Source organism: Lichenihabitans sp. Uapishka_5 (assembly GCF_033947565.1).
Classification (GTDB): Bacteria; Pseudomonadota; Alphaproteobacteria; order Rhizobiales; family Beijerinckiaceae; genus Lichenihabitans.
Window position 1 is genome coordinate 1 of the sequence record NZ_JARPVX010000054.1, and the last position, 26740, is coordinate 26740.

Genomic DNA, 26740 nt, shown 5'->3' on the forward strand with positions numbered 1-26740 from the left:
TGCTACGTCAGCAAACCGTCCCCCAACCGCAAGGCGGGTCCCACCGGAGGCTTACGGCCATGCTGCGAAGGCAGGCACGAACACCTCGGGGGCTGGTGGCCTGTACCCGATCGAGCCGTGCGGCCGCACGGTGTTATAGTGCCGCCGCCAGCTTTCGATGATGACCTGCGCCTCCCTCAGCGAGTAGAAATCTCGCCGTCGAGGAGTTCGTCTCGCAGCCGGGCGTTGAACGACTCGACATATCCATTCTCCCAAGGACTGCCCGGGGCGATGTAGGCGGTCCTGGCACCCACGGCTTTGATCCAGTCCTGCACGGCCTGAGCCACGAACTCGGGACCATTGTCGGAGCGAACATGGCCCGGCACGCCGCGCAGGATGAACAGGTCGGAGAGCACGTCGATCACATCGGCCGCCTTCAGCTTGCGGGCGACCCGGATGGCGAGGCACTCCCGGGTGAACTCATCGATGACGTTGAGCATGCGGACCTTGCGGCCATCATGCGTGCGGTCCTCGACGAAGTCGTAGGACCACACGTGATCGCGATGCTCGGGCCGGAGCCGGATGCAGGAGCCGTCGTTGAGCCAAAGTCGGCCCCGCTTCGGCTGCCTGGCCGGCACCTTGAGCCCCTCGCGCCGCCAGATCCGTTCGACACGCTTGGCGTTCACGATCCAGCCCGCATCGCGCAACAAAGCCGTGATCCGGCGATAACCATAGCGTCCGTACTGCTGCGCCAGTGCGACGATGTCGGCCATGAGCAGATCCTCGTCATCTCGGCCCCGCGGCGTCTTGCGCTGCGTCGAACGGTGCTGTCCGAGCGCCACGCACACGCGGCGCTCGGATACGGCGAGGTGCCGTTGCACATGCTCGATGCAAACGCGCCGACGCGCGGGGCTCAGAAGTTTCCCGAGGCGGCTTCCTTCAGGATCAGCTTATCGAGCGTGAGATCCGCGACCGCCTTGCGCAGCCGCATGTTCTCGGTCTCCAGGTCCTTCAGGCGCTTCACCTGGTCGGCCTTCAGTCCGCCGAACTCCTTGCGCCAGCGGTAGTAGGTCACCTCCGTCACACAGATCGAGCGGATCGCGTCCGCCGTCGTCTGCCCCTGTGACACCAGCACATCGACTTGGCGCAACTTGGCCACGACCTCTTCAGGCTTGTGGATCTTCTTCGGCATTCGTCCATCCTCGCGTTGGCTCAAAGCCATACTTCAGGGCGGACCACTTCAAAGGGGGAGGATCAGCTTTGTCGCTCCATACAGATCTGCGCTGAAACTTGGGACTGAGCTCAAGCTGCTTTCCGTTGTCCCACTCAACGAAATCATTAATACTATAGGCCCTTGAGTCGAAGCTCTTCACTGACGCGGACCCTTTAGAGACACCCAACGCCGATCGGCTCGAGACGAAGCGGGTCCCGCTTTCAAGAGTGATTGGCACAAGCTTGTTCATCGCGATCACTCTAGCGCTCAGCGCTTGCTGGGACACTAACAATCGACGTTACGCCATTTGCATAATCACCCACTTGCGTAGTGAACATACGAAGAACATCACAACCGCCCCGTGTTAAGCGGGATCACGGCTCCGGCGCAGTAGCAGGATCACGAAGGCCAGCATCAGCGGGGTGCCGAGCGGGACGTGGAAGGCGCCGCCGATCAGGCGCACCACCGCCGGCATCGCCCAGACGGCGGCCAGCAGGCTCTTTTCCCAGGCGCGCCAGCCGGTGTCCTGCGCCAGCGAGGCCGTCAGCATCAGCGCGGGGCCGAGCAGCATCAGGTCGTAGTCGAGGCAATAGGGCGTCGCCAGCAGACTCGCCACCATCAACAGCGCCGCCTTGAGGCGCCGGTCGGCGCCGCCCCGCCAGGTGATCGCGACCGCCGCCACCAGGCCGAGCGTCACCAGCGCCTGCGCCGCATAGGCGATGTCGAGGCTGCCGCCGAGCAGCCGGACCGCCGCAAAGGGGCTCTGGATCTTTTCCCAGCCGGTGTCGCCCTGCTCGAGCACCACCGTGCGGGTGAAGGCGAGGCTGGCCCGGAACGCCAGCCAGGGCGCGGACCCAAAGGCCGCAAGCGTGGCGAACGTCGCCGCCGCGACGGTCAGAACCGCGGCCCCGAGCGTCCGCCAGGCGCCGGCCGCCAGAAGGGCCACGGGCAGCACCAGGGCGAATTGCGGCTTGTAGCACAACAGCCCGAACAGCAGGCCGGCCAGGCGGGGGCGCCGCCGCATCAGCAAACAGCCAAAGCCCATCAGGGCGGCGGTGAGGAAGCCGTTATGGCCATGCGTCAGGTTGATCAGCACGGCCGGAAACGCCAGGGCCGCGAGGCTCACATCGGCGGTCGACAGGCCGCGGCGGTCCGACCGGCTTGCGGCCCCCATGCCGCCTGAAGCGGCCAGCATGGCAGCCCAATAGGCAAGGCCGCTCGCGCCCTGCCACACGGCCAGGGCGGCCCCATAGGGCAGCAGCGCGAGGGCCGCCGCGAGGGCGAGGAAGTAGGGCGGATAATGCCACCCGTAGAAAGGGGTCGCGGGTCCGAAGACGGCCCGCTGCGCGGCCGCATGGGTGGCGGGATCGAACGGCGCCGCCGGGTGGCCCGCCAATACGGCCCGCCCGGCCACCCAGACCTGGCTGAAGTCGGTTCCATAGGGCCGGCCCGCCACGTCGCGCAGGCCGTCGCCGGTGAGCAGCAAGCCGACGATCCCGAGCAGCGACGCCCCGATCAGGATCGTCGCATAAGCGCGCAGCCGCCCGGCCGAAGCCCAGCTCCCGTCCCGCACCGCATCGCGCAGCCGCGCCAGGGGGGCGCGCGCCACCGCACGGGAAAGGCCCATCGCCCCGATCGGGGTGCTGGCCGGCCGCGGGCCGTCCAGAACCGTCACGCCAGGGCGCCCAGGGCCGGCCCCTGAGACAAGGGGGCCAAAGGCGCCTCGACCGCCTCCCCGGCCACCACGATCCGGTTGCGGCCCTGCGCCTTGGCCCGGTACAGCGCCCGGTCGGCTTCTGCGTAAAGCTGCTCGAAGCTTTGGCCGCTGTCCCGGTGCGCCACACCGGCCGAAAGCGTCACCGACACCGCCGTGGCGCCCGCCACCACGGGGGTCTGGGCCACGGTGGTCCGAAAGCGCTCGAGGTGCTCCATCAGCGCAGCGTGATCGTGGCGGCCGCACAGAAGGGCGAATTCTTCACCGCCCAGCCGGCCGACACGCCCCAAAGCGCCCAGCTCGCGCTGGAGCAGGCCCGCGATGGTGAACAGGACGGCATCCCCCGTCATGTGGCCGTGGGTGTCGTTCACGGCCTTGAAGCGATCGACGTCGGCGATCATCAGCACCATCAGGGCGTCCGGGTCGGCGGAGCCCTCGAACAAGGCGCGCCGGTTGAGGAGGCCCGTCAGCGGATCGGTCCGGCTGGCCCGGAAAAGCGCCAGGTTAGCCTTGCCGATGGTGCGGGTCACGGGCGTCGCGATGATGACGACGATGACGATCGTCATCGCCCAGGAGCGCAGCGCGATCGACCAGGATTCGAAGAACACCAACTGGTTGACGATGTCGAAGGCCAGCGCGGCCGTCACGCACAGGGCGGTGGTGCGGACCCCATAGGATGTCAGCTCCGCGTCGGAGCGGATCTGCGAGGAGGCGAGGCGCCGGAGCCAGGAAAGAACCATGCACACAGCCATGGGGGCCGGCGACCCATTCGCCGGTGTCGCGGCACCCTGCCGGTGCAGGGCTGAAAGGATCGTCAATGCGGACGGGTGGCGAACCCGATGGCGCGGCGGACCTCTCGGCATCGGGGCGCGTTGATGCGGTGGCTGGAGGCCCGCCGATGTCCTTTCTGCTTGTTCCCCTCGCCTTGCTGGCGGGTATTCTCAACACCGTGCAGTCCGGCGCCAATGCGACGCTCAGCAAGGGCCTCGGCCAACCGGTTCTGGCGGCCCTTTGCGTCACGCTCGGCAATGCGGTGGTCTACCTGCTGGTCGGGGCCGTGCTGGGTTTGCGATGGCCCGACATGGGCAAGGTGGCGCAACTGCCCTGGTGGGCCTGGACGGGCGGCTTCTGCGGTGCCGCCTATGTGCTGGCAGTGGTGTTTTTCGCCGAAAAGCTCGGCGCGGCGGTGTTTACGGGCTGCACCGTGACGGCCGCGATCCTGACCTCGGTTCTCCTCGATCATTTCGGGCTGGTGGGCTTCAAGGAACATGCCGCCAGCCTGTGGCGTCTGCTCGGCTGCGCCTTGATGATCGGCGGCCTGGTGCTGATCGCGACCTTTTGAGGCCGTCAGGCCGCCGCATCCAGGGGAGCCCCGACGAGCTTGCGGGCCTCGGTGGCGCTGATCGGCTGCCCGAACACGAAGCCTTGCGCATATTCGCAGCCGAGCTGGCTCAGTTCGACGAGGTCGCTCTCGCTTTCGGCGCCTTCGGCCACGATCTCCATGCCGAGGTCATGCGCCAGATTGACGATGGATCGCAGGATGATGGGCCGCGATCCCTTGCCGTTCTGCCGGACAAAGGACTGGTCGATCTTGATCGTATCGAAGGGGAAGCGCTGCAGGTAGGACAGCGACGAATAGCCGGTGCCGAAATCGTCGAGCGACAGCCCGGCCCCGAGATCGCGGATGCGGCTGAGGATCTGGGCCGCGAATTCGGGGTTCTCCATCACCAGGCTCTCGGTCAGCTCCAGCTTGAGGGATCCGCGCAACACGCCAGAGCGGTTCAGCACGCCCTTCACGTCGCCGAGCAGGTCCTGGCGCAGCAGCTGGCGGGACGACACGTTGACGCTGACGAAGATCGGCGGGTTCACATCGAGCGCCTGCTGCCAAACCGCGAGCTCACGTGCGGCCCGGTCGAGGGCGAAAAGCCCGAGCTCGACGATGTCGCCGTTCTGTTCGGCCAGCGGAATGAAACTGCCCGGGCTGAGCGTGCCGAGGCGGGGATGATCCCAGCGCAGCAAAGCCTCGAAGCCCGCGATGGTGCGATCCTCGAGCCGCACGATGGGCTGGTAGACGAGGCGCATTTCGCCGCGTTCGGCGGCGCGGCGCAGGTCGGCTTCGAGCGAGGCCGAGTCGGTGGGCTGGCTGCGCATGCCGGCGCGGAACAATTCGATGCGGTTGCCGCCCGCCCGCTTGGCCTGGGCCAGGGCAATGCCGGCATCCTTTACCATACCGTCGGCCTTGCCGTGCAGCTTGGGGTCGTAGAGCGCGAGGCCGACCGAAGCCGTGAGCGCCACCTCGCCGAGGCCCGTCGCCACCGGGGTCGCCAGGGTGCGCCGCATGGCATCCGCAAGGGCGGTGATCTGCTCGAAGCGCTGTTCGGACATCAGGATCACCGCAAAGGCGTCGCCGCCGATGCGGGCCATCGAGTCGAGCGGCCGCAGCAGGCGCCCGAGGCGCCGCGCCACCGTCAGCAGAATGGAATCGCCGATCGAGGGGCCCACCTGCTCGTTGATCTGCCGGAACCGGTCGAGGTTCACCACCAGCACGGTCGGCCGGGGCGCATCGCGGCCGGCACACAGCGCCAGGGCGTTGTCGAGCCGGTCGAAGAACAGGTCGCGGTTCGGCAGGCCGGTCAGGTTGTCGTGGATGGCGTCATGCAGCAGCCGCTCCTCGGCCGCCTTGGCGTCGGTCACATCCGCAAGCGTGCCGATGACGCGCATCACCTCGCCTTCGGCGTCCACCACCGGCCGCGCCTTCAGCGAGAATGCGTAATAATGGCCATCGGCGGCCCGCAGCCTGAAATCCTGGGCGATGCGGCCGCAGCGCTGGTCGAGCACCGTGTCCAGGCAGGCGCGGTAGCGGTCGCGGTCGTAGCTGTGCAGCAGGTCGAGCCAGCGCGACGCCGGCCCCTCGAGGTCGCCCCGCTTGAGGCCGAGCTGCTGCTCGACCTCCGGGCTGACATAAACCCGGTCGGCCCCCACGTCCCAGTCGAAGATGATGTCGCCCGAGCCCGTGAGGGCCAGCGCCTTGCGCTCGGAATCCGAAACGTGGCCATGCGACAGGCCGGCCCCCGCAAAGGCGGTTTGCATGATGGTGAAGCCGATCAGCATGACGATCAGCACGAGGCCCCCCATCAGGGCCGGCGATACGAGGTCGCTCGTCAGCGTGCCCGCGATGGCGAAGCCGGCGGCCGTCACCCAGGCCAGCAGCAGCAGCCAGGTGGGGATCAGCATCACGGCCCGGTCGTAGCCATGCGTCGACAGGTAGACGATCAGGATGAAGCCCACCGCCGCCACGGTGGCCAGCATGATGCGCGCCACGCCGGCCGCCACGGCGGCATCGTAGAGCGCGAAGCCGATCAGCGCCGCCAGCGCCACCAGCCAGAAGCCCGCGATGTGCAGGTAGCGCACATGCCATCGGCTCAGGTTCAGATACGCGAACAGGAACACCAGCAAGGTGGCGGCCAGCACCGCCTCGGCGACCGAGCGCGCGACGCGGTCGGCCTCGACCCCGAAGGTGAAGAGGCGATGCAGGAAGCCGAAGTCGATCGACACATAGGCCAGCACCGCCCAGGCGAGGGCCGCGGCGGCCGGAAAGATGATGGCGCCCCGCACTACGAAGACGATGGACAGGAACAAGGCCAGCAGGCCCGCGATGCCGAGTACGATGCCCTTGTAGAGCGTGAAGCTCGTCACCTGATCTTTGAAGGCGTCGGCCTGCCAGAGGGTGAGCTGGGGCAGGCCCGAGGTGCGCAGCTCGGCCACATAGGTGACGGTGGCGCCCGGATCGAGCGTCAGCCGGAACACGTCGGCATCGGCGGAATCCTCCGCCTCGGGCTGAAAGCCCTGGCTGGCCGTGATGGCCGAGATGCGAGTGGCCCCGAGGTCCGGCCAGACGAGGCCAGAGCCGACCAGCCGGAAATGCGGTGCCACGATGAGGCGTTCGAGCTGCTCGTCGGTGTCGTTGGTGAGCGCGAAGACGATCCAGCTCGGCTGGGTGCCTTGATGCTTGGCTTCCACCTCGATGCGGCGCACGATCCCGTCGGGCCCGGGTGCGGTGGACACCTGGATGCGATCGCCCTGGGCATTGTAGTGCTGCACCGCATGGGTCAGGTCGATGACTGGGGCGTCGAGCGATACGCGCACCGATTCGACAGCCGCCGCGGGGCGCACCAGCACCAGCATGGCTACCGCCATCGCCAGAACCGCGAGGCAGGCCCGCAGCAGGGTACCGGACCGGCGCAGGAGGCCTGCGTGACGGGTCACCGCATCGGCCCCGGCACGAACGGTCCGTTCCCTCACGGTGCCAGGACCGGGGCCCGCGTCATGTGCGGGGCAGCGGCTTGCGGCAATCCTTGTTCTCCCGGTCGTCGGCATGTGGGCCAGCGGTACCAGATGCGCCGCGAGGGTCAATCGGAACTCGCAGGGCCTTGATCGTCTCAGACTGCGATGGTGCCGTTTAGACCCTGTTAAGTCTCTCGGACTTGTGAAGCCGCCAGGGCGCGATCGGCCTTGCCCGATCTGTCCAGCATGACATCATCGCGACGTTCTGCGTTGCCAGGTTCCCCGTCAAACCAGGAGATGAGGATGTCGCTACAAGGTCATGTCGATGAATTGACGCGTCGTCACAGGTCTTTGGAAAAGCAGATCGAAACGGAAAAATCGCATGCCGCGCATGATCCGTTGAAGCTGCGCGAGATGAAACGCAGGAAGCTGCAACTGAAAGACGAGATGGAGCGTTTGAGCCACTGAGTTTCAGCAATCGTCCTCGGTCGTACAGCGCTCATTGGGTTGGGTGATGAACCGGTCGGCCTCTTGCGGTTGCTAACATAATCTTAATCAGCGTCGGCCTGGGCGGACGCTGATCCAGTCACCAAATCAGATTGTTGATGGGTGGCGAAAGCGCCCGTGTCGGCCCGCCGATCGGAAGGGGCCGCTCGAGGAGAAATGAATGGCCCACGCAGTCCCGATGATTTCCGCAGATGGCGGCCTGTCCCGCTATCTGACGGAAATCCGGCGGTTTCCGATGCTTCAGCCGCAGCAGGAATTCATGCTGGCAAAGCGTTGGCGCGAACACGGCGATCGTGACGCGGCTCAGGAACTTGTGCAGTCCCATCTGCGGTTGGTGGCCAAGATCGCCATGGGCTACCGCGGCTATGGCCTGCCGATCGGCGAGGTGGTCTCGGAAGGCAACGTCGGCCTGATGCAGGCCGTGAAGCGGTTCGAGCCCGACAAAGGCTTCCGTCTCGCCACCTATGCGATCTGGTGGATCCGCGCCTCGATCCAGGAATACATCCTGCGCTCCTGGTCCCTGGTCAAGATGGGCACCACGGCGAGCCAGAAAAAGCTGTTCTTCAACCTGCGCAAGGCGAAGAGCCAGATTTCGGCCCTCGACGAAGGGGATCTGCGGCCCGACCAGGTGGCCACGATCGCAACCAAGCTCGGCGTTCCCGAACAGGACGTCATCGAGATGAACCGTCGGCTGGGCGGGGACTCTTCTCTCAATTCTCCCATGCGCGAAGATGGCGAAGGGGAATGGCAGGATTGGCTGATGGATGATGCCACCAGCCAGGAGTCGCTGCTGGTCGATCAAGAGGAAAGCAGCAATCGGCTGACTGCGTTGAAGGGTGCTCTCACGGTGTTGAACCCGCGCGAGCGGCGCATCTTCGAAGCTCGCCGTCTGGCCGAGGACCCGATCACGCTCGAATTGTTGTCCGAAGAATTTGATATTTCGCGGGAGCGGGTTCGACAGATCGAAGTTCGGGCATTCGAGAAGGTGCAGTCGGCCGTGAAATCCGGCTTGGCCCGGATCGAAGCCCCGCCGGCAGCCCCGAAGGCCTTGCCGGCCGCGCAATTGGGGGCCTGAACCCGTGCGAGCCTGTTTGGCATCCGCCTCATAGGCTCAGCGACAGTGATCCCTCTCGGGTAGTTTGAAACAACGTCCTCAACCCGGGCTCAAACCCTCGACGACGCGGTCGCAGAACTGCGAGGTGCTCTCGTCGGTCACGAGGTCGACCGGCGCTAGGGCATCCCAGGCTACGAAACGTCCCAGGGGTCCTGCGTCGGCGTCGAGCCGGAAGCTGGCACGTCGCCCGAAGCGCTGACCCGATCCCGAAGCGACGACGGCCGTGATGATGAAATCGCTGTGTCGCGACGGTGCGCTCATCGCCTCGAAGCTTGCCGAGGTGAGTTCTTTGGGCGGGATCAGGGCTCGCAGGGCCGGCGCCGCCACCTGGGGGTCGATACCGGCCGATCGGTTGGCTGTGGTGAGCAGGGGCCGGAGGCGCTCGAAGCCGGCCAGTGACAACCCTGGCATGTCGCTCAGCTCGTCCACGGAAACGAAGTCGCGCGCGACTTGTGGCGGCGCCGCCGCTTTCTGCGGCGTTCGTGGCGCGACCGTCGGGGGAAGGTGGGGCGCCTCGCTGTTGCGCCGGGCCTCGACCAGTTTCAGCAGGGCTGTCGCTTCCCCACCTCCGAGGCCGGCCCGCGTCAGCACCAGGTGCAGCAGGTCCAGCGACCCCTTGTTGAGGTCGACGAGGCCGCCCTGGTCCTGCACCGTGATCTGCAGGACCCTGCCCCCTGCAAGCCGGCAGCTTTGCGGGCGGCCATCGAGGCCGAACGGCGGCGCCGCCTGGGCCGAGGCCGCGGTGGCCATGGCCAGCGCCGTGGCTCGGACCGCCGCATCGGCCGTCATGGCCGAAACCAGCCTGTCACGGCGGGTCGCGGCCTCGCGCAGGCTCGTGCGTGCCTGAATCGTCATTGCGGTCGCGGCGGTGGCCAGCAGCAGCAGCAGCACGATGACCGGCAGCAGGATCGAGCCGCGCTGCCGCGACGATCTGGAGACCTTCAGGGCCAAGAAGAACCACTTGGGCCGAGCGGGCAGCCGACTATGAAGAAACGCGTGGATCTGTTTGGTCCCGCAAGAGCCAGACGGATCGGAGGCCGCCGCGCCATCCTCAGTGCTCCATGCGGCTCAAGTCATCGCTCATCTTGTCCTTCCAGGCGTTGCGCTTCTGGGCGCGGAACAATTCGCTCAGCTGGCCGCGGAACTCGTCCGTCACCTGTCGCGCCTCGACGGTGTTGCGCAACACGCGCGGCCGGACAAAGACGATCAACTCCGTGCGCACCTTGCTGTTGTCCGTGGTTCCGAACAGGGCGCCAACCGCCGGCAGGTTGCCCAACAAGGGCATGCGGGTGCGGTTGTCGACGCGCTTGTCCTGCACGAGCCCACCCAGCGCCAACGTTTGCCCATCCTGCACGATGACGCTGGTCGAAACCTTGCGTTGCTGGATGGTCGGCGAGTCGATGGCGGAGGTGGTGGTGCTGGTGACGCCGCTGACCTCCTGGTTGATGTCGAGCAGCACGAGCCCGTTCTGGTTCACGCGCGGGGTCACCGACAGGATCACCCCGGTGCTCTTATATTCGACATCCGTGGTGGTGGCCCCCGTGCTCGAGGACGTGTTGGTGGTGCTCGACTTGATGATCGGCACCTCGTCGCCGACCTGCAGGTTGGCCGCATGGTTGTCGAGCACCGTCAGCGACGGCGTCGACACGATCTTGACGTTGGTGACGGCCGACAAGGTGTTGAGCAGCGTCCGGATCTCGCCGAGCGTGGTGGTGAAGCTCATGCCGGTGGTCACCGCGGTGGCGGCGCTGGCGACAGCCCCTGTCGAGTCGTCGGTTTCCGCCAGCCCGTAATGGTGCTGGGTGAGGTACCAGCGCACGCCGAACTTGAGCTCGTCGTTGAGCGTCACCTCGGCGATCGTGGCTTCCAGCAGCACCTGGATCGGGGGCGCATCGAGCGACGTCAGGATGGCCAGCACCTTGTCGTATTGCCGGCGCGTGCCCGAGATGACGAGGGAGTTGTTGGACTCGTCCGACGTCACCGTCACGTTGGCGAGGCCCATCGGGGAGCCCGATCCGCCGCCCGAAGCCGTGGCGCCAAGGTCGCTCGCGGCCGTGGCGCGGCTCGAAGCCAGCAGACTGCTGGCGCCGGCGCCCTTGTCGGACGCCCCTGAGCCGGCCGCGCCGGCGCCCGGTGCCATCGGGTCGGCGCCCGCGGCATCGGCCTTGTCCCCCGCCCCTGTTCCGGTGTCGCTCCCCGCGGTCTTGTCGAACCCGAACCCCGTCGATGTCTTGCTCGACGCGGCTCCGAGCTTGGGCGCAAGGCCGCTGCTGCCGCTCGACCCGCCGCCGCCCGAGGACAGCATGCCCCGCACGATCTCGGCCAATTCCTTGGCGGGGCGGTTCTGCACCTTATAGACGAACAGCTGGTTCTCGCTCTGCACCGCCATATCCTCGAGGCGATGGATCAGTTCGCGAGCACGGCGGAGGTATTCGGCCCGCGAGGTGATGACCAGCACGGCGTTGAGGTGCGTGTTGGGGATGAACTTGATGGTGCCCCGCAGAGGGCCGCCGGCGCTGCCGAACAATTGCTCCAGCTCTTCCGCAGTCGCGGCCGGATTGCTGGATTTCAGCGGGAAGATCGCCGCCGACATGCCGCGCATCCAGTCGACGTCGAACAGCGACACCGTTTCGAGGATCGCCGTCACCTGGGCCCGCGTGCCCGACACGATGATGAAGTTGCGCGCCGCATCAGCCGATACCACGGCTTCCTTGGGGGCCACCGAGGCCAGCAGGTTGCGCATGTCTTCGGCCGAGATGTAGCGCAGGGGGATGACCTGGGCCGAAAGGCCGGGGCCGAGGTCGCGGCCTCCGACGCCGATCGGCAGGCCGCCGCCCCCATAGCCGCCGGTTCCGCCCCCGCCGCCGCCCGGGCCGCCGTGCCCGCCATCGACGATCCGATAAGCGTCCTTGGCACGGATCAGCGTGTAGCCCTTGGCGGCCAGCACCGATTCGAACAGGTCCACCAGCACGGCGCGGCTCACCGGCCGCACCGTCTGCAGTGTGACCGTGCCGGACACCTTGTCATCGACGATCAGGCTTTGGCCGAGAATGTCGGTGATCACCGTCTTGGCCGCCACTGCGATGTCGGTGTCGACGAGGTTCAGGGTCACATCCTGCTGCCCGTCCGCCGCGTACAGGCGGCCGCCCGGCAGGGGCTCAGACACGAAAAGGTCGTCGCCGACGCTGACCACCCCGCGGCGCGCGGCGTCCGACGCGGCACGCGGGGGCCGGATCGATCCGGTCGGCGGGGTCGCGAGATCGCGGGTCGCATGCAGCGGGTCCGAAAGGCCGTCGAGCGACGAATAGATCGAGTGATTGCCGGATTCGGTCACGCAGGCCGACGCCTGCAGCGCCAGCAGCAGCGCCAAGCCCCGTGCGACCGATCCCCTGGTCCGTTGCGCGCGCCCATGTCGGGACACGGGGCGCACGGTTCCCCACAAAGCCATTCTGATCCCCGGCGACAACGGAGCCATTCGATGGCGCGCCGCCGATCACGTTTCGGCAATCATGGTTAAGAAGTTCTGAAAGCTTCGGCCGCATCCCCCAAGGTAAGGCGCAAATGATTGACGCGGCACGGGTTAATTATTTTAACGCTGGCCCGATGACGAGGACCGCACCGCATCTTGGGAGGCGTCGGACGCCGCGCCGTCGGCATCGCTCAAATTGCAGCAACGGTTCTGACCGGGGTTTCACACCTGTGCGGCTGAATGACCTTCACGGCAGGAGGTTCGGCACATGGCGGCGGCAGCGGCGGAGGTCATCTGGGTGGGCATGGGCGATCGGCGCCATCTCGGCATCCCGGCCCGGTCGCGCCCGCGGGACTCGGAAGGCACCGCGCCTTGGGAGGATTTCGGGCGCCATCGCTTCGCCTGGCTGCCGCGGCGCTGCCGCAACGGCCGGGTTCGCTGGCTGAAGGTGCTGGAACGGCATCGGGACGGCACCTATACGCTGGGCCGCCTCGCCTGAGCTATTCGTGCAGCACGGTCGCGAGAACGGGAGCGCGCCGCATGTGCCGGCCGAGCCGGTGCTCGACGAAGCCGAGCAAACGCGCCAGCACGAAGTTGATCAGCAGGTAGATGAGCGCGGCGCACAGGAACACTTCCATGGTGCGGTAGGTCTGGGTGATGAGCTTCTGCGCCACGCCCGTCATCTCGGTCACGGTGATGATCGAGGCGAGCGAGGTGGATTTCACCATCAGGATCATCTCGGTCGTGTAGGACGGCAAGGCGTTGCGAAGCGCGATCGGGAAGACGATCCGGCGGAACATCAGGAAGCCCGACATGCCGCACGCCCGTGCGGCCTCGGTGTCCCGGTCGCCGACCGCCAGCAGCGCGCCGCGGAAGATCTCCGCCTCATAGGCGGCCGTGCAAAGCGCCAGCGAGATGACCGCGCAGGCGAAGGGCTCGCGCAGCACCGGCCAGGCGGCGCTGTGGCGGATCTCGGGAAACTGCCCAAGGCCGTAATAGATGAGGAACACCTGCACCAGCAGCGGCGACCCGCGGAACACCAGCACATAGCCGCGCGCCAGCTTGTCGAGCCCGAACACCCCGCTGACCCGCATCCAGGTGAGGCCGAGCGCGATGACGCCGCCGAGCGACACCGAAAGGATGAACAGCGCCAGCGTCATCGGCAGTGCCAGCAGCAGCCGGCCGATCACATCGAGCAGAAACGGAATGTCGATCATGCCGTTCAGGCCAGCCGGCGGCGAAACGACCGGGCGGTCCGGGCTTCCGCCGTCTCGAACACCCGGTTCGACACGGAGGTGAGCAGCAGGTAGAGGGCGCCGGCCGCGATATAGAAGCCGAAATATTGCCGCGTCGAGCCGGCGCCGATCTGCGCCGAGCGCATCAGTTCGACGAGGCCGGTGATGGAGATCAGGGCCGAATCCTTCAGCGACAATTGCCACACGTTGCCGAGCCCGGGAATCGCGAAGCGCAGCACCTGGGGTACGATGATGCGTCGGAACCGCATCAGCCGCGGCATGCCGACGGCGCGGGCCGCCTCGAGTTCGCCGCGGGACACCGCCACAAAGGCGGCGCGGAACACTTCGGCCTGATAGGCGCCCGAGATGACCCCCACGGCCAGCGCACCGGCCAGGAAGTTCGGCAGGCCGACGAAGCCGTCGCGGCCGAACAGGTGGCCGATCGCGGTCGTCAGCGAGGACCCGCCGAAGTAGATCAGAAAGATGACCAGCAGTTCCGGCACGCCCCGGAACACCGTCGTGTAGACGTCGCCCGCGATGCGGGCCGGCATGCTGGCCGACAGCTTGCCCCAGGCTGCCAGCGACCCGAACACGGCGCCGATGAGCAGCGCCGTGAGCGTAACCGCGATCGTCAACAGCAGGCCGACCACCAACAGGCCGCCCCACCCCTTTTCGCCGAAACCGAACAACTCGTACCAACTCATGTGGGCGCTCGGCTTGGACTCAGGTCGGGCGATGGGGTCTGGAGCGACAGCTCAGGGAACGACGTTCAGCTTGAACCACTTCTGGCTCAGCTTCTCGAGCGTGCCGTCGGCCTTGGCCTCGGTGATCGCCTTGTTGAACATGGCGGTGAGGTCGGTGTCTTCCTTGCGGAACCCGAAGGCCTCGCCCGGTCCCCAGATCATGCCGTTGATCTGCGGCCCCGTGTAGGCCATGTCCTTGTTCTCGGGCTTGGCGAAGGCCGAGGTGAAATAGGTGGCGTCGTCGAAGGCGAGGTCGATGCGGCCGGCCACAAGGTCGAGGTCGTGCTCGGGCGACGTCTTATATTCGCGGATCGTCGCCACATCCTTGAAGTTGTTGATCACGAAGGGCGTGTAGACGGTGGCGGTCTGGATGCCGATGGTCTTGCCCTTGAAGGCCTTGCGCAGGGCGTCCATCGTCGGGGTCGCGCCGTCGTTCTCGAGCTTGATCGTGGTGCCGGTGCCGGCCGCATTGGCCAGGGGGCTGGTCTTGTCGGTCACGAACACGGCCGGGGTCGCCGCATAAGGGTCCGAGAAGGCGATGGTCTTCTTGCGATCGTCGGTGATCGACAGGGCGTCCATCACCACGTCGTACTTGCCGGCCACGAGCGACGGGATGGCGCTGTCGAAGTCAGAGGTGACGACCTTGCACTCGATCTTCATGCGGCCGCAGAGATCCTTCAGCATCTCGGGCTCGAAGCCGCCGACGGTGCCATCCGGGTTGGTGAGGTTCCAGGGCTCATAGGCGCCTTCCGTCACCACGGTCACGGTTTTCCAATCCTTGGCCTCAACCGAGGCCGCGGCCCCGGCCAGGAGCGTCGCTGACAGCAAGGCGGACGCGAAATGGCGTGCGATCATCAAGACTTCTTCCCTGGTTGGTTCACGCGTCGGGCGCGACCGAGGCCGTGCACGGCGCAACAATGCCGGCGGAGCATGATTCGCGCCAAGCCGAAGCGTTGCAAGGGTAAAAACACGTCGGGCGCGCCTTCGGACTGCCGCAACCATGCTTTTCAGGCGATGCGCCGCTTGCGTTCGCCGAACTGGGTGGCGAAGAAGGCCGCATAAGAGCCGCGGGCGTGGATCAGCTCGTCGTGCGTACCGCTTTCGACGGCGCGGCCGTGCTCGACCACGCAGATCCGGTCGGCATCCATGATGGTCTGCAGCCGGTGCGCCACCACCACCGTGGTGCGGCCGGTGCGCAGGGCGTCGAGCGCCTTCTGGACTTCGCGTTCGGATTCGGCGTCGAGCGCCGCCGTCGGCTCGTCCAGCAGGATGATGGAGGCCTGCTTCAGGAAGGCGCGCGCGATGGCGATGCGCTGCCGCTGGCCGCCCGACAGCTTGGACCCGTGCTCGCCGACCTGCGTGTCATAGCCGAGCGGCAGCGCACTGATGAAATCATGGGCATAAGCCTGCCGGGCTGCCTCCGTGATGGCCGCATCGGTGGCGCCCACATGGCCGAGCGCGATGTTGTCCCGGACGCTGCCGCGAAACAGGAACACGTCCTGCGACACGAACGCGATGGCGTCGCGCAGGGACGTCACATCGACGGTCGCGATATCGACGCCGTCGATCGTCACCTGCCCTTCGCCGGGCTCGTAGAAGCGCTGGATCAGGCTGATGATGGTCGACTTGCCGCCGCCCGAGGGGCCGACGAGCGCGGTGGTCTGGTCGGGCTCGGCCACGAGGTTCAGGCCGTCGAGCACCGGCGCGTCGGGGCGGTAACCGAAGTGCACGTCGCTGAGCGCGATGCGGCCGCGCGTCAGCTGCAGCTTCGGGCCGTCCGGCCGCTCGGCCGCCGGCAGCGGCTCGTCGAGCAGGTCGTAGATCATGCGGGCGCTGACGAGGCCGTTCTGCAAATCGAGGTTCAGCTTGCCGAGGCGCTTGATCGGCTCATAGGCGGTGATCAGCGCCACGATGAAGGCGAAGAACGAGCCGGGGTCCGCATGGGCCACCGACACGCGCCAGGCGCCGTACAGCATGATCAGGGCGAACATGATGCCGCCGAGCGTTTCCGACACGGGGCTCGACATGGCGACGCCGATCGCCATGCGGTTGGCGGATTTCTCCACCTCGCGGATCGAGCCCGCCATGCGGGTCGTCATCGTGTCCTGCAGGTTGAAGGACTTGATGATCCGGATGCCCAGCACGGTTTCGCCCATGATCTCCATGATCTTGGCCGAACCGTCGAAGGAGCGGCGCGCCGCCTTGCGGATGCGCCGCATGGCGCGGCCAAGGAACAGCGCCCCGATCGGCAGGCCGGTGATGACCATCAGGGCCATCAGGGCGTCGTTATGGATCATCACGGCGAAGAGGCCGAGCGTTGTTACCAGGTCGCGCCCCGCCGAGGTGACGAGGAGCTGCACGATGTCGCGCACCCCGTTGGCGGCTAGCGCCAACCGCGCCATCAGCTCGCTCGAATGGCGGTCGCTGTAGAAGGCGACCGGCTGGCGCAGCACGTGGGAATACACGCGTGTCTGCATGGCCGCGATGATGCGGTTGCCGGTGCGGCTCATGATGATCAGCTGGCCGCAGGTGGCGAGGCCGCGCAGCAGGTAGAGCACCGCCACCGCGAAGGCCATGAAGCGCAGCTGCTTGAAGGCGCCCTGGCCCGCCACATCCATCATGCCATTGACGACGGGCCGCAGCAGCGACACCGAAAGCGCCGTTGCGGCGCCGCTCACAGCCATCAGCAGGAATGCGACAAAATAGGCGCCGGCATGTTCGCGGCCGTGTTCGGCCAGCAGGCGGCCGACCAGGGGCCAGGCGCGCTCGTTGCGGACCTGGGTCGGCGGGGGGGTAACAAGCATCGATCTTGCGCGTTGACGCTCCAAGGCAGAGGCGCAGCGTTAACACTTGTCTCGCGGGCGTCAAAGGTCGGCCGGTGCGGCGGCGGCAGGAAAGGCGAAGACGTGGCCCTGATGGACGATGTGGCGGCCGCCGAGGCCGTAGCCTGGCGGCACGAGCTTCATGCCCACCCTGAGCTGCTGTTCGCCGTCGAGCGCACTGCGGGCTTCGTGGCCGGCAAGCTGCGGGCGTTCGGCTGTGACGCCGTGGTGGAAGGGGTCGGTCGCACGGGCGTCGTCGGTGTCGTGCGCGGTCGAACTGCCGGTGGCCGCACGGTCGCGCTGCGGTCCGATATGGATGCCTTGCCGATCACCGAGGCCACCGGCCTGCCCTACCGGTCGACGGTGCCGGGCCGCATGCATGCCTGCGGGCACGACGGGCATATGGCCATGTTGCTGGCCGCGGCCCGCCACCTGTGCGCGACGCGCGACTTCGCCGGCACGGTTGCGCTGGTGTTCCAGCCGGCCGAGGAAGGCGGCGGCGGTGCCCGCGTCATGCTGGAAGATGGGCTGCTCGAGCGTTTCGGCATCGACGAGGTTTACGGCATGCACGCCTTGCCGGGGCTGCCGGTCGGCCATTTCGCCATTCGGCCCGGCCCCATCATGGCGGCGGCGGACCGTTTCGAGATCAGCATCACCGGGCGTGGCGGCCATGCGGCGATGCCGCACCTGTGTGCCGATCCGCTGTTGGCCGGGGCCCAGATGGTGGTGGCGCTGCAAAGCGTGGTGGCCCGCAACGTCGATCCGCTCGATGCCTGCGTGCTGTCGGTGACGCAATTCGAGGCCGGCGCTGCCCAGAACGCCATCCCGAACGCGGCGCGGCTCGCCGGCACGGCCCGGGTGCTGAAGCCCGCCACCCGCCTGATGGTCGAGAACCGCACGAGGGCGGTCGTGGCCGGGCTCGCGGCGGCGCTCGGCGTCGAGGCCACGGTGCAATGGACCGGGGGCTACCCCGTGACCGTGAACGACCCGGAGCGGGCCGCCTTCTGCGCCGGTGTGGCGGCGGACGTGGTCGGGGCCGGGCGCGTCGACGATGCCATCGAGCCCATGATGGGTGCGGAGGATTTCTCCTACATGCTCGAACAAAGGCCGGGCGCCTTTCTGTTCCTCGGCAACGGCGCCAGCGCCGGGCTGCATAATCCGGGGTTCGATTTCGCCGATGCGGCGCTGCCGTTCGGGGCCGAATACTGGATCCGGCTGGTCGAAACTGCCCTTCCGGCGACCTGAGGCCACACCGGACGCCGGCCGTTCATCTCTGATTAACTATTCCTGCGCAGTCTCGCGCGACGTTCGGCGCCGTCATGGCGTCGGCCCCTGTGGCCCCGCCGATGAGCCTGAGGCTCACCTCGAAAGGAGATACCATGAACGAAGCCAAAGCCCTGCGCGCGCTGGCCGACAAGCTCGACGAACTCGAAGGGCTGAAAGCCTTTCCGGCCGACATCGCCGAACCCGGTGAAGTCCAGGTCAATTGGACCGAGGGGCGCGACCATGAGGGCTATGCGACGCTCAGCGCAGCCATCAGCACTCTGGTCAGCCAGCATTGGAACGCCTTGCGGTCCCAGGTGCTGAAATCCAAGGAAGGCGAGGTCCAGGCGGCCCGTGCCGTCTGCACCGGCGTGTCGAACGGCACCACGACCGAGGCGCCGGCCGGCCCCGACACGATCCGCAAGGTCGGCTGAACCCTATTTCCGCAGGCGGGCCGTCAGGGCCCGGCTGCGACGAGCTCCTGAACGCGCGAAGCCATGTCGGCTGCCCGCCACGGCTTCGCGATGAATTTTGCGGTGGGTGGCAGCAGGCTGGGGTTCACCAGCGGGCCGCCGGAGGTCACCAGAACCTTCAACTGCGGCCACCAGCGCTGCAGCACGATCACAAGCTCGAGGCCGTTGATCCTACCCGGCATCTGCACATCCGTGACCACCAGCGAGAAAGCGCCGCCGTTCTCCTGGAGATAGGGCAAGGCCGCATCGGCGGATTCGAATTCCACAACCGAGAAACCCCGATCCTCGAGTTCGACCGCGGCGACGTCGCGCACGATCGGCTCGTCCTCCACGAGGGCGACGAGTTTCGACGCGTCGGGATGATGATTGGGTTCCATAAGGACGCCAACAACCTCGCGTGAGGTGAGTTCCCCAGAACCTCAAAGTCGTGCAGAGCTTGGTGCCGCCGCGCGGCCATGCCGCCGCTCCCGCTTCGATTGTCGACCAGGACCCCGCATGTTCGCCGATGCCGCCGCGGCCTTTTCCGAGATCTTCACTCCGGCGTTCCGCACTGTGTTCTGGAAGGTGCTGGGGGTCACGCTGGCGATCCTGGCGGTGCTGGTGGTTGGGCTCCACCATGGCCTCTTGTCGCTGTTGACGCTGCCCTACCCCTGGTTGCAGGCGCTTGCCTCCTTGTTGGCCAGCCTCGGCCTCCTGGTCGGCTCGGTGTTCCTGGTGGCCCCGGTGTCGGCCATCGTGGCCGGCTTCTTTGTCGACGACCTCGCTGAACGGGTGGAGCGCGACGTCGACCCGGCCGGGGTGCCCGGCCGGCCGATCTCGATCGGCGCGTCGGTGTGGCTCGGCATCCGGTTCGGCGTCGTGTCGCTCGGCGTCACGCTGTTGGCCATCGGCCTGCTGTTCGTGCCCGGCATCAACGCCGTGGCGTTCCTGGCGGCCAACACCTACCTGTTCGGGCGGCAATATTTCGAGTTCGCGGCGCTGCGATTCCATGATTACGGCCAAGCGGCCGCCTTGCGGCAGCGCCACGGGCTGCTGGTCTTCTCGGCCGGCTTCCTGATCGCCGTTTTCGTGTCGGTGCCGGTGCTGAATCTGTTGACGCCCTTGTTCGGCACGGCCCTGATGGTGCGGGTGCATAAGCGCATCATGCGCCGCGCCCTGCCGCCGCCGCGCTGAGGCAGGCTGCATTTCCGCCATGCTGGCTTTATAGGGGCGGAAGGCGTCTGCGGGCGCGTGACCCAGACCAAGGACGGAACCGATGCGACTTCCCCTGATCCTCACAGCCGGCGCGGCCTTCCTGGCCTGCACGGGCCTCGCCTCGGCCGAATCGCAGCGCGAGCGGCAGGAACGGGCCTGCCAGGCCGACGCCATGAAGTTCTGCAAGGATTTCGTGCCCAACGAGGAAAAGATCGCGGCCTGCATGGGCCAGCACCGGCCGGAGTTGAGCACCAATTGCGGCATCATCTACGATGCCGGCATGCGCAAGAAGTAAGCCCGCGGGGCGCAACCGATGAGCGCTGGACCGTCACGGCCCCGCCCGGCCCCGGAGTTCGATCCGGACGCGTCGGGCCTCATGGACCGGGCCGCGGCGGTGCTGCGCATCTACACGCGCGCCTTTCTGTCTCAGGGCGTCGGGCTCGTGGGCCTCGCCTGGTGCCTGTCCCAGAACCTGCCCTTCGTGGCGCTGGGTCTGGCGGTGCTGGTGCTGGCCGACCAGGCCGTCTTCCTGCGCGGTCGGGCGCCCCTGCCCCAGGCCCGTGGGCTTCAGCGTGGGCTCGACCTGTGGTGCCTTGCGGTCAGCGCCGCCGATCTCCTGATCCTGTTCGCAGCCGCGTTCCGCGCCACGGGGCTGCGTGAGATCGGCGGCGGCCCGGTGTCGGACCCGCTGAGTTGCCTCGCTTTCGCGGTCGCCGTCCTGGCGCGGCTCGACCTCGGCCTCGCGCCGCTCGGGGGCGCCGGCCGGCTTGTGGCGGCCGGCGAGGCGCTGTTTGGCGACGCGCTGCTGCTTTGGGCCCTGGCGGCGCTCGGGCGCGCGGCCTTCAAGGCCCGGGCCGTCAGGCAGCCGTGACCCTCAAGGCCTCGAGGCCGTGAAAATGGTAGCGGTCGGCGAAGCGCGGCGCCTCGGCGAGGCGTAGCCGCGGCAGTCGGGCGAACAGGATCGGCAAGGCCACCTGCAGCTCCAAGCGCGCCAGAGGCGCACCGATGCAGAAGTGGATGCCGCCGCCGAAGCCGACATGCGGCGGCCCGACGCGGTCGGGCAGGAAGCGCGCCGGCGCCGGATAAACCGCCGGATCGTGGTTGGCGGCACCGATCAGCAGGCCGACTGCGTCGCCGATGCGAAACGACACGCCGTCATGCTCGATCGGTTCCAGCGCGTGGCGGGTGAACATGTGCAGCGGCGGCGCCAGCCGCAGCAACTCCTCCACCGTGGCTGTGGCGCGTTCGGGCGTCGCCAAAGCCTCGGCAGGGTCGGTTTTGCTCGCCCACAGCGCCGCGACGCCATTGCCGATCGCATGCACGGTGGCCTCGTGGCCGGCGTTGAGCAGCAGGATGGCGTTGCTGACGATCTCGTCCTCGCTCAGCCGCGCCCCATCCTGTCCGGCCGCGAGCAGCAGGCTGAGGATGTCGTCGCCGGGCTGCCGCCGGCGCTGCGCCAGGGCGTCGGCCACATAGGCGCCGAAGGCCTCGGTGGCGGCCACGGCCGCGTCCTCGACCGCCCGGGTGCGGCCGAACTGGTACATGGCCACCATGCGGTGCGACCAGTCGAGCAGCTGCGGCGCATGGTTAGTCGGCACGCCCAGCATCTCGGCGATCACCGTCACCGGAATGGGTTCCGCGAAGGCGGGCAGCAGGTCGAACGGCGCGTCGGTGGGAACACGGTCGATCAGCGCGTGGGCCAGCGCCGCCACCCGGGGCCGCAACCGTTCCACGGCGCGCGACACGAAGGCGCGGTTGACGGCCGTGCGCAACCGCGTGTGGACCGGCGGCTCGTTCTCGAGCATCGAGCGATCCTCGACATCATAGAACGGCTTCGTATGGGCCGGCCGCTCCGGCCAGCCAAGCGCCGCCCGGGTGGTCACGTGTTTCAGGTCGCGCCCGAAGCGGCGGTCGCGGAACAGGGCGCCGACGGCCGCATGGGTCGTGGCGCACCAATGGCCGTAGTCTTCCCAGAAGAAGAACGGGCAGGCCGCCCGGATCGCCGCATAGGCCCGGTAAGGGTTCTGCACGAAGGCGGGATCCCGCGGGTCGAGGCGCACGCGCCGCGCGGCGGCATCGATGCGGAGCAAGGCCGGCAACGCTGCGGCGGAATCCATGAACACGACCTCCTCGAACGGCACGGCCGGTTTTGACCTTTCCGCCCCGTCGCCGCAAATGGAGTCGCAGCAAAGGACAGGCGACATGGCTCCGACGATCGGCATCCTGGAAACCGGCACGCCGCCGCACAGCCTTGCGGCGCGGCACGGCCGCTACGACGCTATGGTGCGGGCGTTGCTCGGCGAAACGATGCCGACCCGCAGCTACGACGTGCAGGCGGGCATCCTGCCGGCCAGCCCCGAGGACCATCCCGCCTATGTGATCACCGGCTCGTCGGCCGGCGTCTACGACCCCCTGGCCTGGATCGCGCCGTTGAAGCGTTTCATCCAGCAGGCGCATGGCCGAACCAGGCTGGTCGGGATCTGCTTCGGCCACCAGATCATGGCCGAAGCGCTCGGTGGCCGGGTGGAGAAGAGCGCCAAGGGCTGGGGCCTCGGCCTGCAGAGCTACGAGGTGGTGGCCCCGGCCCCCTGGATGGGTGAGGCGACACCGGCCCGCATCGCGGTCGTGGCGTCCCACCAGGACCAGGTGGTGGCGCCGCCGCCCGGCGCCACGGTGCTGGCCACAAGCGCCTTCACGCCCCATGCGGCCCTGCTGTACCCGGGCGGCACCGCAGTCTCGATGCAGTTCCACCCCGAGTTCACGCGCGATTTCGCGGCCGAACTGGTTGAGCTGCGCCGCACGGCGTTGCCGGACGGCGCGGCCGACCAGGCGATCGCGAGCTTCGACGGCATCAGCGATGCGGCACGGGTCGGCGGGTGGATCAGAGCGTTCCTGGCCGCGGCGCCCTAAGGCTGCCCTCAAACGAAAAGGCCCGGCACGAGGCCGGGCCTGAACGGGAAGGCTGAAACCGTCTTAGGCGGCTTCGTCGGTCTTCTCGGCGGCCGCCGCGGCGGCGTCGGCGCGCTCCTGCGCCTTCTTCTTCGGCTTGGCCTTCACCGGGTTATTGCCGGCCTTGTGCTCGCCGACGCCGAGGCTGGCCAGGAGGCGCACCACGCGGTCGGTCGGCTGGGCGCCCTTGGCGATCCAGGCCTGGGCCTTCTCGGTGTCGAGCTTCAGGCGGGTGGCGTCGTCCTTGGCCTTCAGCGGATCGAAGGTGCCGAGGTTCTCGATGAAGCGACCGTCGCGCGGCGCACGGGCATCGGCCACCACAACGCGATAAACGGGACGCTTCTTGGCACCCCAACGGGCGAGGCGGATTTTCAGGGACATGGGGAACTGACCTTTCTGGACTTTTCAGGATCGCGGAAACACCGGAGCCGTCATTGCGAGGAGCGAAGCGACGAAGCAATCCAGAACCGCGGCCTCTGGGTTGCTTCGCTGCGCTCGCAATGACGGGATCACTTCTTCTTCCCGAATGGGTTGAAGCCGCCGCCGAGGCCCGGCAGGCGGGAACCGCCCATGCCGGGTAGCCCTGGCGGCAATTTCGGCAGCTTGCCGAAGTCGGGCATCGAGGGGAGGCCCGGGTTCTGCCCGGCGCCGAGCTTGCGGCCCATTTCCTCGAGCTGTTCCGGCGTCGGCTCCGGCATGCCGGCCAGCGGATTGCCGCCCATGCCGAACATGGAGGCCATCTTGCCGAGCGCGCCGCCCTTCTTGCCGCCGGCGCCGCCCATCATCTTCATCATGTCGGCCATCTGGCGGTGCTGCTTCAGCAGGCGGTTGATTTCTTCGACCTTGGTGCCGGAGCCCGCCGCGATGCGCTTCTTGCGCGAGTTCTTGAGCACGTCGGGGTTGCGCCGCTCGTGCGTGGTCATCGAGGAGATGATGGCGCGCTGCCGCTTGATCATGCCGTCGTTCATGCCGGCGGCGGCCAACTGGTCCTTCATCTTGCCCATGCCGGGCAGCATGCCCATGATGCCGCCGAGGCCGCCGAGCTTTTCCATCTGGCCGAGCTGGTTCGACAGGTCGTCGAGGTCGAACCGCCCCTTCTTCATCTTCTCGGCGATCTTCATCGCCTCGGCGGCGTCGATCGTCTCGGCCGCGCGCTCGACCAGCGACACGATATCGCCCATGCCGAGGATGCGGTTGGCGACCCGCTGCGGATGGAAATCCTCGAGCGCCTCCATCTTCTCGCCGGTGCCGACGAGCTTGATGGGCTTGCCAGTGACGGCCCGCATGGAAAGCGCCGCGCCGCCGCGGCCGTCGCCGTCCATGCGGGTCAGCACGATGCCGGTGATGCCGACGCGCTCGTCGAAGCTTTTGGCGAGATTGACGGCGTCCTGGCCGGTCAGCGCGTCGGCGACGAGCAGGATCTCGTGCGGCCGGGCGGCCGCCTTGATCTCGCTCATCTCGAGCATCAGCGGCTCGTCGATGTGGGTACGGCCGGCGGTGTCGAACATCACCACGTCGTAGCCCCCCAGCCGGGCCGATTCTTCGGCGCGCCGGGCGATCTGCACGGGGGTCTGGCCGGCCACGATCGGCAGCGTGTCGACACCGACCTGTTTACCGAGAACCGCGAGCTGTTCCTGGGCGGCCGGGCGCTTCACATCGAGCGAGGCCATCAGGACCTTGCTCTTGTAGCGATCCTTCAACCGCCGGGCGACCTTGGCCGTTGTGGTGGTCTTGCCGGCGCCCTGCAGGCCGACCATCATGATGGCGACCGGCTTCGTGGCTTCGAGCGAGATCGTGTCGGCGTCCTGGCCGAGCGTGTCGATCAGCACGTCGTTGACGATCTTGATGACCATCTGGCCGGGCGTGATGGATTTCAGCACGCCCTGGCCGACCGCGCGGTCGCGCACCTGATCGACAAAGGTCCGCACCACCTCGAGCGCCACGTCGGCCTCGAGCAAGGCCCGCCGCACCTCGCGCATGGAACCGTTGACGTCGTCGAGCGTCAGCGACCCGCGCCGCGTGAGGCCGTCGAAGATGCCGGAGAGCTTATCGGAAAGGCTCTCGAACATGCTGGCTCCTTGGCGCCGGGAGGCGCGAGCGTTTGGCGCCAGGAGGCGCGAGAGGCGCCTCGCGGCGCAGGGGACGCCGGTGGGCGCGGTTGCGGATCGGCCAAAACAAAACGCGCCCGAGAGCGCATGGCGCTGTCGGGCGTTCGCTTCCGGCCTCGAAGGCCAGTCGGCGTTTTGACTCCGGTCGATGAAGTCTGGGGTGGACTTATCGGAACGGCATCGGCGCTGTCAACCAAGGCCAGTCCAACCTTGCCCACGACCGCGCGACGCACGACGTCGAGGACGAGATCGGTCCTTCATCAGCCGCTTCGGCCACGATCCGTTTGCAGGTCCAGATTGGGTTGCCCCGTCCGGCTTGGTGCCTGAGGCCGTGTTATGCGGTTTCCCGCTTTCGCTCGCGCAGGTCGAGGTAGGCGCAAGCGAGCGAGATATGCCGCGGGATCGGTCGGCCGCTCTGGTAATAGGCGGCAAGACGCCGGCTGATTCCAAGCTCGGCCGCGACCGCATCGAGCGTATAGCCGTGCCGCTTGGTAAAGCCGGCGAAGCTGTCGGTCGACATGGCCTGTCCTGCCAGTTCCTCAACCGTCGTCGAGGCCATGTCGATATCGCCGGCGCCCCATGCGATCGCAAAGCCTTCGTCAGCCACATGAACCGAGGCCAGCAGGCCGGCATCCGTCCGCAGCGGGGCATAGACCTTGAACCGCAGGAGCGCAGGAGCGAGGTCCACCGTTTCAGCCCGGCCATCCGCCCAGGACACCGCCACGGTCAGGCCCTCGACCGACGTCACGGCAGCGATCTGCGGCAAGGCGCTGTCCACGGTGAATTCAGTCGCGCTCATTGAGGTCCGCCCATCTCCTGGCGAGCAGGTCGCCGTTGTCGCCCGCCCAGGCGACGGCCTGGGCGAAACTCCTCGCATCGATCGTGCCCCGGATCACCTCCAGCGTGTCGAGGCGCACCATGCAGGCCCGGCGATCCGACGCGATCAGGTGGAAGTGCGGCGGATTGTGGTCGCCCGCATACATGCAGATGCGCAACGTATCGGACAAGCGGACGATGGTCGGCACGACACCTCCTTCGCAACATTACAGTGCATGGCGTGCACTGCGCAAGGGATGGAGGGATCGCTAACTCCGTCACGCGGAGTGACTTCCCGCGTCGGTCCTGCAGCCTTTCCGCTCAGAACTCCTCCCATGTGGACTCGCCCGCGGGTTGCGGCTGACGGGCCGCCCCGCCCCGCCCCGTCGTCCGCAGCGCCGTGACGCCCTGGCGTTGCGGCGTCGGTCGCGCCGGGGCGTCACGACCTGTCTGGCCGACGCGAAACTGGCCGACGAGGCGCGCCAGTTCCTCCGTTTCGTTCGCCACGTTGCGGGCCGCGGCCGTGGTCTCCTCCACCATGGCGGCGTTCTGCTGGGTCACCTGGTCCATGCCGTTGACGGCCGTGTTGACCTGGTCGAGGCCGGTCGATTGTTCTTCGGCCGAATGGGCGATGTCGAGCACGATGGCGTTGATCTCGGCCACCTGGGCCACGATGGTTTCGAGCGCCGCCCCAGTCTCGCCCACGAGTGCCACGCCCGAGCCGACCTGGACGGCCGAGGTCGAGATCAGCGCCTTGATCTCCTTGGCGGCCTCGGCCGAGCGCTGGGCCAGGGCCCGCACTTCCGACGCCACCACGGCGAAGCCGCGCCCCGCTTCGCCGGCCCGGGCCGCCTCGA

26 protein-coding genes and 1 pseudogene are annotated in these 26740 nt (G+C 67.6%); 10 read left to right on the forward strand and 17 right to left on the reverse strand.

Features of this window, described 5'->3' with window-relative positions:
• Positions 1 to 51: 51 nt before the first annotated feature.
• From P7D22_RS16115 to P7D22_RS16125, 3 genes and pseudogenes are all read right to left on the reverse strand, one after another.
• Positions 52 to 1171, reverse strand: a pseudogene (locus P7D22_RS16115) (IS3 family transposase).
• A 385-nt stretch (positions 1172 to 1556) separates the two neighbouring features.
• The gene (locus P7D22_RS16120; protein ID WP_319935275.1) at positions 1557 to 2867 is read right to left on the reverse strand and encodes a glycosyltransferase family 87 protein; all 1311 of its coding nucleotides are present in this window, start codon (positions 2865 to 2867) and stop codon (positions 1557 to 1559) included.
• Positions 2864 to 3646, reverse strand: coding sequence for a GGDEF domain-containing protein (locus tag P7D22_RS16125; RefSeq protein ID WP_319935276.1), 783 nt, complete (start codon positions 3644 to 3646; stop codon positions 2864 to 2866). The genes P7D22_RS16120 and P7D22_RS16125 overlap by 4 nt, the downstream gene beginning before the upstream one ends.
• Before the next feature lie 158 nt (positions 3647 to 3804).
• On the opposite strand from P7D22_RS16125, the gene P7D22_RS16130 reads away from it, so the two are divergent.
• Positions 3805 to 4248 carry a DMT family transporter gene (locus tag P7D22_RS16130; protein WP_319935277.1) on the forward strand — a complete coding sequence of 148 codons (444 nt, stop codon included), beginning with the start codon at positions 3805 to 3807 and terminating at the stop codon, positions 4246 to 4248.
• Between the two features lie 5 nt (positions 4249 to 4253).
• On the opposite strand, the gene P7D22_RS16135 is transcribed toward P7D22_RS16130, so the two are convergent.
• The gene (locus P7D22_RS16135; RefSeq protein WP_319935300.1) at positions 4254 to 7103 is read right to left on the reverse strand and encodes an EAL domain-containing protein; all 2850 of its coding nucleotides are present in this window, start codon (positions 7101 to 7103) and stop codon (positions 4254 to 4256) included.
• Between the two features lie 390 nt (positions 7104 to 7493).
• On the opposite strand from P7D22_RS16135, the gene P7D22_RS16140 reads away from it, so the two are divergent.
• Together P7D22_RS16140 and rpoH are read left to right on the forward strand one after the other, a co-directional pair.
• Entirely contained in the window at positions 7494 to 7658 is a 165-nt protein-coding gene (locus tag P7D22_RS16140; protein WP_319935278.1) for a YdcH family protein, read from the forward strand.
• Positions 7659 to 7857: 199 nt separating this feature from the next.
• Positions 7858 to 8772 carry an RNA polymerase sigma factor RpoH gene (rpoH, locus tag P7D22_RS16145; RefSeq protein ID WP_319935279.1) on the forward strand — a complete coding sequence of 305 codons (915 nt, stop codon included), beginning with the start codon at positions 7858 to 7860 and terminating at the stop codon, positions 8770 to 8772.
• A 78-nt stretch (positions 8773 to 8850) separates the two neighbouring features.
• On the opposite strand, the gene P7D22_RS16150 is transcribed toward rpoH, so the two are convergent.
• The gene (locus P7D22_RS16150) at positions 8851 to 9762 is read right to left on the reverse strand and encodes a type II secretion system protein GspK (RefSeq protein ID WP_319935280.1); all 912 of its coding nucleotides are present in this window, start codon (positions 9760 to 9762) and stop codon (positions 8851 to 8853) included.
• A 100-nt stretch (positions 9763 to 9862) separates the two neighbouring features.
• The gene (gene gspD / locus P7D22_RS16155) at positions 9863 to 12259 is read right to left on the reverse strand and encodes a type II secretion system secretin GspD (RefSeq protein WP_319935281.1); all 2397 of its coding nucleotides are present in this window, start codon (positions 12257 to 12259) and stop codon (positions 9863 to 9865) included.
• Between the two features lie 289 nt (positions 12260 to 12548).
• On the opposite strand from gspD, the gene P7D22_RS16160 reads away from it, so the two are divergent.
• Positions 12549 to 12779 carry a hypothetical protein gene (locus P7D22_RS16160; RefSeq protein WP_319935282.1) on the forward strand — a complete coding sequence of 77 codons (231 nt, stop codon included), beginning with the start codon at positions 12549 to 12551 and terminating at the stop codon, positions 12777 to 12779.
• A gap of 1 nt (position 12780) precedes the next feature.
• Here the strand turns inward: P7D22_RS16160 and P7D22_RS16165 are convergent, their stop codons facing one another.
• From P7D22_RS16165 to P7D22_RS16180, 4 genes are all read right to left on the reverse strand, one after another.
• Positions 12781 to 13494, reverse strand: coding sequence for an ABC transporter permease (locus tag P7D22_RS16165; protein ID WP_442916101.1), 714 nt, complete (start codon positions 13492 to 13494; stop codon positions 12781 to 12783).
• Positions 13495 to 13502: 8 nt separating this feature from the next.
• On the reverse strand, positions 13503 to 14219 hold the full coding sequence (locus P7D22_RS16170; protein WP_319935284.1) for an ABC transporter permease: 717 nt from the start codon (positions 14217 to 14219) through the stop codon (positions 13503 to 13505).
• A 51-nt stretch (positions 14220 to 14270) separates the two neighbouring features.
• Complete coding sequence (locus P7D22_RS16175) at positions 14271 to 15113, reverse strand: transporter substrate-binding domain-containing protein (RefSeq protein WP_319935285.1); 843 nt, start codon at positions 15111 to 15113, stop codon at positions 14271 to 14273.
• Between the two features lie 152 nt (positions 15114 to 15265).
• The gene (locus P7D22_RS16180; protein WP_319935286.1) at positions 15266 to 17062 is read right to left on the reverse strand and encodes an ABC transporter ATP-binding protein; all 1797 of its coding nucleotides are present in this window, start codon (positions 17060 to 17062) and stop codon (positions 15266 to 15268) included.
• A gap of 102 nt (positions 17063 to 17164) precedes the next feature.
• Between P7D22_RS16180 and P7D22_RS16185 the strand changes: the two genes are divergently transcribed.
• On the forward strand, positions 17165 to 18325 hold the full coding sequence (locus P7D22_RS16185) for a M20 aminoacylase family protein (protein WP_319935287.1): 1161 nt from the start codon (positions 17165 to 17167) through the stop codon (positions 18323 to 18325).
• A 134-nt stretch (positions 18326 to 18459) separates the two neighbouring features.
• On the forward strand, positions 18460 to 18777 hold the full coding sequence (locus tag P7D22_RS16190; protein WP_319935288.1) for a hypothetical protein: 318 nt from the start codon (positions 18460 to 18462) through the stop codon (positions 18775 to 18777).
• Positions 18778 to 18800: 23 nt separating this feature from the next.
• Here P7D22_RS16190 and P7D22_RS16195 read toward each other — a convergent pair whose 3' ends face one another.
• A complete protein-coding gene (locus P7D22_RS16195; RefSeq protein WP_319935289.1) occupies positions 18801 to 19193 on the reverse strand; it encodes a response regulator in 393 nt (130 codons plus the stop codon).
• Between the two features lie 118 nt (positions 19194 to 19311).
• On the opposite strand from P7D22_RS16195, the gene P7D22_RS16200 reads away from it, so the two are divergent.
• The 3 genes from P7D22_RS16200 to P7D22_RS16210 all read left to right on the forward strand — a co-directional run bounded on the left by P7D22_RS16200 (position 19312) and on the right by P7D22_RS16210 (position 20881).
• Positions 19312 to 19989: a sulfate transporter family protein gene (locus P7D22_RS16200; RefSeq protein ID WP_319935290.1), complete on the forward strand. Its 678-nt coding sequence runs from the start codon at positions 19312 to 19314 to the stop codon at positions 19987 to 19989.
• Positions 19990 to 20071: 82 nt separating this feature from the next.
• Positions 20072 to 20305: a hypothetical protein gene (locus tag P7D22_RS16205; protein WP_319935291.1), complete on the forward strand. Its 234-nt coding sequence runs from the start codon at positions 20072 to 20074 to the stop codon at positions 20303 to 20305.
• Between the two features lie 18 nt (positions 20306 to 20323).
• Positions 20324 to 20881 (forward strand): hypothetical protein, encoded by a 558-nt coding sequence (locus P7D22_RS16210; RefSeq protein ID WP_319935292.1) that lies wholly within the window; start codon positions 20324 to 20326, stop codon positions 20879 to 20881.
• Here the strand turns inward: P7D22_RS16210 and P7D22_RS16215 are convergent.
• Complete coding sequence (locus P7D22_RS16215; RefSeq protein ID WP_319935293.1) at positions 20868 to 22127, reverse strand: cytochrome P450; 1260 nt, start codon at positions 22125 to 22127, stop codon at positions 20868 to 20870. The genes P7D22_RS16210 and P7D22_RS16215 overlap by 14 nt on opposite strands.
• Positions 22128 to 22212: 85 nt before the next feature.
• On the opposite strand from P7D22_RS16215, the gene P7D22_RS16220 reads away from it, so the two are divergent.
• On the forward strand, positions 22213 to 22920 hold the full coding sequence (locus P7D22_RS16220) for a glutamine amidotransferase-related protein (protein ID WP_319935294.1): 708 nt from the start codon (positions 22213 to 22215) through the stop codon (positions 22918 to 22920).
• 63 nt (positions 22921 to 22983) lie between these two features.
• On the opposite strand, the gene rpsP is transcribed toward P7D22_RS16220, so the two are convergent.
• The 5 genes from rpsP to P7D22_RS16245 all read right to left on the reverse strand — a co-directional run.
• Entirely contained in the window at positions 22984 to 23340 is a 357-nt protein-coding gene (rpsP, locus tag P7D22_RS16225; RefSeq protein WP_319935295.1) for a 30S ribosomal protein S16, read from the reverse strand.
• A 128-nt stretch (positions 23341 to 23468) separates the two neighbouring features.
• Positions 23469 to 25028, reverse strand: coding sequence for a signal recognition particle protein (gene ffh / locus P7D22_RS16230; protein WP_319935296.1), 1560 nt, complete (start codon positions 25026 to 25028; stop codon positions 23469 to 23471).
• Between the two features lie 373 nt (positions 25029 to 25401).
• Positions 25402 to 25866: a DUF2442 domain-containing protein gene (locus P7D22_RS16235; RefSeq protein ID WP_319935297.1), complete on the reverse strand. Its 465-nt coding sequence runs from the start codon at positions 25864 to 25866 to the stop codon at positions 25402 to 25404.
• Complete coding sequence (locus P7D22_RS16240; RefSeq protein WP_319935298.1) at positions 25853 to 26092, reverse strand: DUF4160 domain-containing protein; 240 nt, start codon at positions 26090 to 26092, stop codon at positions 25853 to 25855. Before P7D22_RS16240 ends, P7D22_RS16235 begins: the two co-directional genes overlap by 14 nt.
• A 112-nt stretch (positions 26093 to 26204) precedes the next feature.
• A partial coding sequence (locus P7D22_RS16245; protein WP_319935299.1) for a methyl-accepting chemotaxis protein occupies positions 26205 to 26740 on the reverse strand: 536 nt, incomplete at its 5' end.